An 8784-nucleotide genomic window follows, 5' to 3' on the forward strand; every position below is an offset into this window, starting at 1 on the left:
GGAGGTGCCGCCGCAGGCGGCGCCGGCGGCGTCGGCCGCGCGAACTGGATCAGGCGCACCGGATCCGCCACCTCAGGCGCGCCGGGATTCCTCACCCGGCTCGGACTTCGAGCGTCATTCTGAGGGAGGCGCAGCGCCGCACCGTCCGTCACACCACCCTCTGGCCCCGACCGAAGAATCCCGCGCCACCGCTTCCGATGCACGCCCGGTTGCGCGCCTCGCTCGGACGCTGCGGGTGCGGCGGGAGAGGCTGGAGCGCGCCACGCCCGCCCGAGGCGCGGCGGATGCTTCGGTCCGGGATTCTTCAGTCGCGCATGAACGCGGTGCCAGAGAAAGCGCGGTGCACGCTCCTTGAGAATGACGCCCCGGCGCCGAGGTGGGCGGCAGGACACCGGCGGGGCGGACGATGCCGCCCCTCAACCGCACTCGCTCTCGCTCGGACCGCGCGCGACCGCCGAATCCGCGCAGAGGCGTGGCTGGCGTGACACGCCCCGGGCTCTCGGCTGCGGCCGCGAATTCGGTGAACGCAGCGCAATAGCGGATGTGCGGCCGCGCCACTGTAAAACAGAACGCCGCCATCCCGCGCGGGGAGGGCGGCGTTCCGTGGCTTCGAGCATCGAACCCGTTACTCGGCGTCCACCTCCGCGACCGGCTCCGCCTGCGCAGTGGAGGCGGCCCACACCTTCATTCGCAGCCCGCGGATGCGCTCCGCGGCGTCGTCGCGCTCGTCCGCGGAATCGAACACGCCAAAGACGGAGGACCCGCTTCCCGCCATCAGCGCGATCCGCGCGCCCGACGTCCGCATGGCCGCCGCCGCCAGCCCGACAAACGGAATCCGCTCCTCGACCACCGGCTGAAAATCGTTCTCCGCCGTCTCCGCCACCGCGTCCCACGAATCCAGCCGGTCCAGCGAAAGGGCGCGGGCCCGCGGCGTGTATCCCCCGCCCCGCCGCTCGGCGATGACGCGAAAGGCGTCGGGCGTGGGCATCGCCACCCCGGGGTGCGCGATCAGCACGGGGCGCGCGGGGAGCGGGGGAAGGGGGAGCAGCCGCTCGCCCCGGCTCCACCCCAGCGCCAGCGCCGAGCCGCACAGAAAGAACGGAACGTCGCTCCCCAGCTCGATGGCGAGCTGCAGCAGGGCGGCGCGGTCCAGCGGCTCGCCGTGCAGGGCGTTCAGCGCCCGCAGCACCGCCGCCGCGTCCGACGAGCCGCCGCCCATCCCCGCCTGCGCGGGAATCCGCTTCACCAACTCGACGTCCACCGCCGCGGGCACGCCCGTCCGCCCGTGGAACGCCTCCGCCGCGCGCATGGCCAGGTTGCGCTCCGGCGGCCCCGTATCCACTCCTCCTTCCACCACAAGCCGCACCCCCGGCCCGCCACGCCGCACGGTGACGGTGTCCGCCAGCGACAGCGCGCAGAACAGCGATTCCAGCCCGTGGTAGCCGGATTCCTCCCGCGCCAGCACGTGCAGAAACAGGTTCACCTTGGCCGGCGCGGGCGCCGACGCCCGCTCAGCCACGGCCCGCGCGCCCGGCCAGCGCCTCGTCGCGCTCCACCGCCTCCTCCACCGGCGTGTCGCTGTTCCGCAGGTCGCGCAGGCGGACGTTCAGCCGCAGCGCGTACCAGGCCCCCATCGCCGTCACCAGAAACCAGCCGCCCAGGTGAAAGCCGATGGCGAACGACACGGCCCGGGCGCGGTCCACGCCCCACAGCCCCAGCCCCCACACGCTTGCCGCCTCGAACGGGCCAAAGAACCCCGGTCCCGCGGGGATGGCCACCGCCAACGCGATGCACGACTGCAGGAACACCGCGCCCACGTACCCCGGCTCCGTGATGCCGAACGCGCGGAACGCGAGCAGAAACGAGAGCGCCAGAAACGACCACTGCGCCAGCGCCCACGCCACGGAAATCGCCAGCAGCCGCGGCGACCGCAGCACGTCCAGCCCGCGCAGAAAGGCGTGCAGCGCATCCAGCACCGGCCGCCGCCATCCCGCGGGGAGGATGATCCCCGCCACGCGCTCCGCGATCCGCACGGCGGGGGCGGGATAGAACGTCATCCACAACACGCCGAGCAGCATCACCGCCGTCACTACCCCCACGAAGCGGATGGCGCCCTGCAGGTCCACGTCCCCGGTGGCCAGCGCGGGAAAACCGGGCAGCGACATGGTGGCGAGCAGAAAGCTGATGATGACGATGCCGTCCAGCGCGCGCTCCAGCACCAGCGACGCGAACGCCGCCGTGAGCGGAATCCCGGCTTGCCGCGACAGCACCCACGTGCGCGCGAACTCGCCGATGCGCGCGGGGATCACGTTGCTGGTGGCGAACCCGATGCACACCGCCGCGATCCGAGGGCGCCACGCCACATGGGGCGCCACGGGGTCCAGCAGCGGCTTCCAGCGCAGCGCGCGGATGTGCATCCCCAGCCCCGACGTCAGCACCGCCGCGGCGAGCAGCGGAAGGTTGGCGGCGCGCACGTTGGCGGCCACGTCCGCCCACTCCACCCCGCGCAGCGCCAGCCAGAGGAAAAAAACGGTCACCGCGACTCCGGCGACCGTCTTGGTATGACCCTTCATCAGCCCCGTCTCGTCATGAAGCGCCCGCGGCCACCTGCACCAGGCCGAACAGCTCGTCCAGCGCCTCGCCCAGCGGCGTGCCCGGCGTGGCGCGCGCCAGCGTCTCCACGCGCTCGCGCATGGCCAGCGCCTCGCGCAACGCCGCGTCGGGCGCGTACAGGATCGTTTCCACCGGCACCACCCCGTCCTCCGCCTCCAGCGCGGACGGCTCGCTCGCCACGGGTCCGGGCTCCGGCGGTGCCGTGCTGATGGACGGAGCGGCCGCGGGGGCCGGCTCCGGGTGCGGCGCCACGCCGGACAGGGCGATGCGCAGCACGCGCAGCGCCTCGCGCGCCTCGTCCGGCGTGGCCGCCGCGCTCAGCCGGGTGGCCGCCAGCTCCGCGGCGGCCGCCATGGGCGCCATCGCGTAGGTGCTGGCCAGCTCGCGCACGGAAGCGGCAAGCTCCGCCACTTCCCGCGCCGTGCGGGTGAAGCGGCGGGGCCGCGCCGGCAGGCTCGCCAGCGAGGCCTCGGCCCGGTCCAGGAATCCCGTGCCCTCAATGCGAAGGAACTGCTCCACCTCCGGCGTGGCCGAGCCGTCTTCCGCCGGCATGGGCGCCAGCGGCGACGAGACGAGGTTCAGCGTGCCCCCGTCCACGAACAAGCGGCTGATGGGAATGACCTCCGCCCCGCCCTCCGCCCCGGCCGTCTGGTCCGCCTGGTCGCGCAGTTCGCGGAACGCCTGCAGCTCCGCGGATGATTCCGCAGGCGCCGTCCCCGTCGCCAGCACGCCGCCCGCGGCGCGCAGTGCGTCGCGCGCGGCGGAAAGCAGCGCCAGCTCGCTGGGAAGCACGCCGGACACGCGCCCCAGGATCTCGTGCGACGCGTCCTCGATCCCCTCGAGCACCTCCAGCACAGGGGCCAGCACGTCCATTCCCGCCACGCCCCGTACCGGGCGCATGCGCCGCAGCACCACCCGCAGCGGATCGCGCTCCGCGGGGTGCGCGGCCAGTTCGCCCAGCACGCGATCCATCTCCGCCACCACGCCCATCAGCTCCCGCTGCACGAACGGGAACAGCTCGTTGGCGCCGCCGGGCGAGTCGTTGCGGCGGCGGCCGCCGCGCACGTCGCTCCACCGGTCCGCGGCGGCGCGGGCGCGCTGGTCGTCTTCCGCGCCCCAGCCGGCGCCGTGCCGCTCCACGAAGGCGCGCAGGTCCGCCGCCGTGGCCCGCGCGCGGTCGCGCACGTCCGGCCCCCACACCAGAATGCCGTCCCGCAGCGCGCGGGCGCCGTCTTCCAGCCGCTCCGCCACCTCGGCGATGGCGTCGGCCCCGGCGAGCTGCGCGCTTCCGCGCACCCCCCGCGCGAGGCGAAAGAAGCGCATGGCGTCGGGACGCTGGTCCCCCGCCAGCAGACCGTCCATCTGGTCCAGGAACTCGGCGGCTTCCAGCCCGAAGTACTCGCGGAGGGGTTGTGACATGGATGGATGTGCGGAGGTCAGCGGCGGGCGTGGCGGAGAATGCGGGCCATGTCGGCCACGGCGCGCTCCAGGCCCACGAAGACGGCGCGGCTCACGATGGAGTGGCCGATGTTCAGTTCCTCGATCTCGGGCACGGCGGCCAGCGGCGTCACGTTCTCGTAGGTGAGCCCGTGCCCCGCGTGCACGCCCAGCCCCAGGGCGCGCCCCAGCGCCGCGGCGCGCGCCAGCCGGGCGAGCTGCCCGCGCCGCTCCTCGCCGCGCGTGTTGGCGTACTCGCCCGTGTGCAGCTCGACGGCGTCGGCGCCCAGGTCGCGGGAGGCCCGCACCGCGTCCGGGTCCGGGTCAATGAACAGCGATGTGCGGATCCCCGCGTCGCGCAGCCGGCGCACGGCGGCGGACAGCCAGCGGCGCGCCTCGTCGCCCTCCAGCCCCAGTCCGCCTTCCGTCGTCACCTCTTCCCGCCGCTCGGGGACGAGCGTGGCCTGGTGCGGCCGCCACTCCTCCGCCAGGGCGAGTACGTCCGAGGCGGCGGCGAGCTCCAGGTTCACCACCGTCCGCGCCGTTTCCATCAGCAGGCGAACGTCGCGGTCCTGAATGTGGCGCCGGTCCTCGCGCAGGTGCACGGTGATGCCGTCGGCGCCGCCCAGTTCCGCCAGCACGGCGGCCCGCACCGGGTCCGGCTCGTCGGTGCCGCGCGCCTGCCGCACGGTGGCCACGTGGTCGATGTTGACGTAAAGCCTCACTGCGCCTCTCCCAGCAGGTCCGACAGCCGCGCCGCCGCCGCGGGGTCCAGCCCCGCCTGGCGCGCCAGCCGCAGGGCCTCGCGGCCGAGCGAGCAATATAACGGGCGCTCCGCCGCCGACAACCGCTCCAGGTGCAGCGCCACCGTCTCCACGTCCCCCCGCACGACGGGTCCGGTGAGGGCCGGGACGGGTCCGTGCGCCGCCACGTTCTCCACCGCGCCCGTGGCCAGCCCCGCCAGCGCGCCGCGCGCTTCCCCCGCCGGCACCCCGGCGGCGTCCATCAACCGCTCCGCCACGGCCAGCAGCGCGACCGCGTAGTTGCTGGCGAACACCGCCGCCGCGTGGTACACCGGCTTGCCCCCCGGGGCGATCGCCAGCGCCCGTCCCCCGCAGGCGTGGACGATGGATTCCGCCAGCGCCCGCGCCGCGCCGTCTCCCTCCACCCCCCACGCCACCCCGCGCAGCCGCTCGGCGCCCGCGACCGGATCGGCGATGGCGGCCAGCGGGTGCGCGCCCCCCGTGGGGTGCCCGCGCTCCGCCAGCGCGCCCAGCACCTCGGTGGACCGGCTGCCGCTGGTGTGCACGACGGGAACGTCCCGGGGGATGGAAAGCGAGGCGAGCCGCCCCGCCACTTCCTCGATCGCCCCGTCAGGCACCGCGATCAGAACGCCGTCCACCGCGTTTGGCGCCGCGTCCAGCGAAGGCCGGTACTCCGCGTCCGCCGGAAAGAGCGGATGGGCGGGGGTGCCAGGACGCCGGCCCGTGACGGTGAGCCGGTGCACCGCGCCGGTGCGCCGCAGCAGCAGCCCCAGCGACAGCCCCGTGCGCCCGGAGCCGATGATCCACAGGTGGCCGATCCGCGCCGGGCCGCTCTCCGCCACCCCGGATCAGCCCCAGCCGTAGATCTTGACGCCTCGCCCGCGCAGCCGGCCCAGCGCCGCGGTGGAAAGGCGCGCCCGGATGTGCACCTCGGTGCCGTGGTCTTCCCGCTCCAGCACCTCGCCTTCGCGGTAGATCTCCGCCACCAGCGCCCCCTGCGACGACGAGATGGTGAGCCGCACGTCCGGGCGGATCTTGCGCAGCTCCGCGTGCAGAAGCTCGCGCGCGGGCTCCAGCCGCCCCTCCTCCACCGTGCTGACGAACAGCGCGGGCGTTCCGCCGTACGACCGCTCGCGCAGCGCCTGCTCCTCGTCGTGCGACAGCCGGTCGATCTTGTTGAAGACGAGGACGGTGGGCCGGTCGCCGAAGCCCAGCCCGCCCAGCACCTCCTCCACCACTTCCTTCTGCTCTTCCCACTGCGGGTGCGACGCGTCGATCACGTGCAGCAGCACGTCGGCCTCGCCCGCCTCTTCCAGCGTGGCGCGGAACGAGGCGACCAGGTGGTGGGGGAGCTTGCGGATGAACCCCACCGTGTCCGTCAGCAGCACCTCGGCGCCCTCGCCCACCTCGATGGTGCGCGTGGTGGGGTCCAGCGTGGCGAACAGCCGGTCTTCCACGAACACCTCCGTGCCGGAGAGCGCGCGCAGGATGGACGACTTGCCGGCGTTGGTGTAGCCCACCAGCGCGGCCCGCATCTGCCCCGTGCGCCCCTTGCGCTGCGTGGCCCGCGTGCGCGCCACCCGCTCCAGGTCGTCCTTGAGCTTGGCGATGCGGTGGTCGATGAGCCGGCGGTCCGTTTCCAGCTGCGTTTCGCCCGGGCCGCGCATGCCCACGCCGCCGCGCACGCGCGAAAGGTGCGCCCACATGCGGGTGAGCCGCGGCCGAAGGTACTGCAGCTGCGCCAGTTCCACCTGCGCGCGCGCCTCGCTGGTGCGGGCGCGCGTCGCAAAGATGTCCAGGATCAGCTCCGCGCGGTCCATGATGCGCGTCCCCACCAGCTTTTCCAGGTTGCGCCCCTGCCGCGGCGAAAGCTCGTCATCCATGATGATGAGCGTGGCGCCCTCGTCGGCCACCTGCTGCCGAAGCTCCTCCGCCTTCCCCTCGCCGATGTACAGCCGGGGATGCGGAGAATCCAGGCGCTGCACGAAGGTGTCCAGCACGTCCACCCCGGCGGTGTCGGCCAGGCGGCCGAGCTCCTCCAGGTGCTCTTCGGTGACGTTGGCGGCCTGCGACTTGGGGGGCGCGCCCACCAGGATCGCCTTTTCGCGCGGCGCGGCCAGTTCGATCAAGTCTCGCGTGGTGATGGCAATACCCTCGGTGGATTACAGGTCGTCAGGCATGAGCCCCGTCTTTTTCCCGATCCGGGCGAGCAGGACGGGGCCGATCTCTTCAGGATCGTGGCGAAACCCGCTTGGCCTTTGCCGATGGCCAGTACGTCACCCCGCCTTGATCATAAGCCGCAGACTTCGCCGTGCTCGATCCGGTCGGCGAGGGCGTGCAGGGCAAGTGCCTGCGCTTCGGCGATCGCTTCCTCGCGGGTTACTCCGTAGACCAGAACACCCGGAATCGCGTGGATCTCCGCGATCCAGCGCCCGTCCACTTCCCGGTCCAGTTCGATGTCGAAATCCATCGCTGCTCCGGTCCGGGTGCAGAAAGGCCCTTATCGTCCGCTGGACCACTCCAGGCCCACGAAAACGGCGCGGCCGGGCGCGTCCAGGCGCGTGATGTCCGCGTAGCGCTCGTCGCCCGCGTTCTGCAGGTCCGCATAGACGCGCACGCCGCCGATGCGGTACGCGGCGCGCGCATCCAGCCGCAGGTACGCGTCCTCACCCGTGCGGCGCGCGCGCCGGCCCAAGAGCGAGAGCGTCAGCCGGTCGGCGAGGGTGCGCCGGGCGCCGAGGGTCACGTTCTCCACGATGGGGCGCAGCGCCGACTTGGAGGTGAACCCGTCCGCCGCGCCGGTGCTGAACGAGAGCCAGCTTCCCGTCGCGCTCAGCGCCACGCCCAGCGGCCCGTCCCACCCCGCCTCGGCCTCCACGCCGCGGAACCGGGCGTCCTTGACGTTGCGCGTGCGCCAGGGCTCGCTGGGCGAGGCGGACGGCTTGGCCCAGTCGATCAGCTGGTCCGCATGCCGCACGAACGCGGCCGCCCCCAAGCGCAGGCCACGGGCCACAAAGGCGCTGCCCCCCACCTCCGCGCTCCACGACTGCTCCGGCTTCAGGTCCGGGCTGCCGATGTTGGCCGGGTCCTGGTAGTACCGCTCCGTCCACGTGGGCGCACGGAAAGCCCGTCCCGCGGAGGCCCGCAGCCGCACGCCGCCCACCGGCCACCACGCCAGGGCCGCGGAGGGCGACCACACGGAGCCGTATTGCTCGTGCCAGTCCGCCCGCGCGCCCGCCGTCGCCGCGATGCGCCCCACCTGCCCCACCGCGGCTTCCAGCAGCCCCGCCGCGTGCTGCTCTGCGCGGTCGCCCAGGCGCTTGCTGCGAAGCTCGTCCGAGAACCACTCGCCCCCGCCGGCCAGCCGCACCCCGGACGGCGCACGCCAGCGCCCCATCAGCTCGCCGCCCCAGCGCAGGTTCGTGTGCTGGTTGCGGTACCCGTCCGGCTCCGTGCGGCGCAGCAGGTAGTCGTCCGCGTGGCGGCGGACGCTCAGCGTGGGCTCCAGCGCAAATACCGCGTCCGGCGCGCGGCGCAGCCCCAGCGTGGCCGTGGTGGTGCGCGTCCGCTCGTACGAGGGGAACGAGCCGTAGAACCCTTCCGCCCCGAAGTCGCGCGCCGCGTGGGCACCATCCGCCCGCACGGTCCAGCCGCCGAGCGGTGCGGTAAGCGCCACGCGCCCGCTCCCCATCTCGTAGTCCGTCCCGGAGCGGTGCCCGTCCGAGCGCGCGTACTCGCCGCCCAGGTCCGCGCGCACTGCGCCCACCGCGCCCGCCCCGGAGAGCGCGGCGGTGCGGGTGTCCCACGTGCCCGCTTCCGTGCGCGCCCGCACGCCGGAGCCGTCGCGCCGCGTGACGATGTGGATCAGGCCGCCCACCGCGTCGGCCCCGTACAGCGCCGACGCCGGCCCGCGCACGATCTCGATCCGCTCGATCTGATCCAGCGGCACGGCCAGGTTCATGTCGAAGTG

Annotated in this window: 8 protein-coding genes; all 8 read right to left on the minus strand. The window is 73.9% G+C overall.

The window, feature by feature from the left end; genetic code table 11:
• Positions 1 to 625 precede the first annotated feature (625 nt).
• Complete coding sequence (ispE, locus tag VF665_RS04610) at positions 626 to 1519, minus strand: 4-(cytidine 5'-diphospho)-2-C-methyl-D-erythritol kinase (protein WP_331052238.1); 894 nt, start codon at positions 1517 to 1519, stop codon at positions 626 to 628.
• Positions 1512 to 2573 carry a lysylphosphatidylglycerol synthase transmembrane domain-containing protein gene (locus VF665_RS04615; protein ID WP_331052239.1) on the minus strand — a complete coding sequence of 354 codons (1062 nt, stop codon included), beginning with the start codon at positions 2571 to 2573 and terminating at the stop codon, positions 1512 to 1514. The genes ispE and VF665_RS04615 overlap by 8 nt, the downstream gene beginning before the upstream one ends.
• Positions 2574 to 2586: 13 nt before the next feature.
• Positions 2587 to 4032, minus strand: coding sequence for an Hpt domain-containing protein (locus tag VF665_RS04620; RefSeq protein WP_331052240.1), 1446 nt, complete (start codon positions 4030 to 4032; stop codon positions 2587 to 2589).
• Positions 4033 to 4049: 17 nt separating this feature from the next.
• Positions 4050 to 4775, minus strand: a complete 726-nt coding sequence (locus VF665_RS04625; RefSeq protein ID WP_331052241.1) for a pyridoxine 5'-phosphate synthase — start codon at positions 4773 to 4775, stop codon at positions 4050 to 4052.
• Complete coding sequence (locus VF665_RS04630) at positions 4772 to 5656, minus strand: DUF2520 domain-containing protein (protein WP_331052242.1); 885 nt, start codon at positions 5654 to 5656, stop codon at positions 4772 to 4774. Before VF665_RS04630 ends, VF665_RS04625 begins: the two co-directional genes overlap by 4 nt.
• Positions 5657 to 5662: 6 nt before the next feature.
• Positions 5663 to 6943, minus strand: a complete 1281-nt coding sequence (gene hflX, locus VF665_RS04635; protein WP_331052243.1) for a GTPase HflX — start codon at positions 6941 to 6943, stop codon at positions 5663 to 5665.
• Positions 6944 to 7104: 161 nt separating this feature from the next.
• Positions 7105 to 7284, minus strand: coding sequence for a hypothetical protein (locus VF665_RS04640; RefSeq protein WP_331052244.1), 180 nt, complete (start codon positions 7282 to 7284; stop codon positions 7105 to 7107).
• 30 nt (positions 7285 to 7314) lie between these two features.
• Positions 7315 to 8784 (minus strand): TonB-dependent receptor (locus tag VF665_RS04645; RefSeq protein WP_331052245.1); only part of this gene is annotated, 1470 nt, incomplete at its 5' end.

Origin of the sequence: Longimicrobium sp., from assembly GCF_036387355.1 — a bacterium.
Classification (GTDB): Bacteria; Gemmatimonadota; Gemmatimonadetes; order Longimicrobiales; family Longimicrobiaceae; genus Longimicrobium.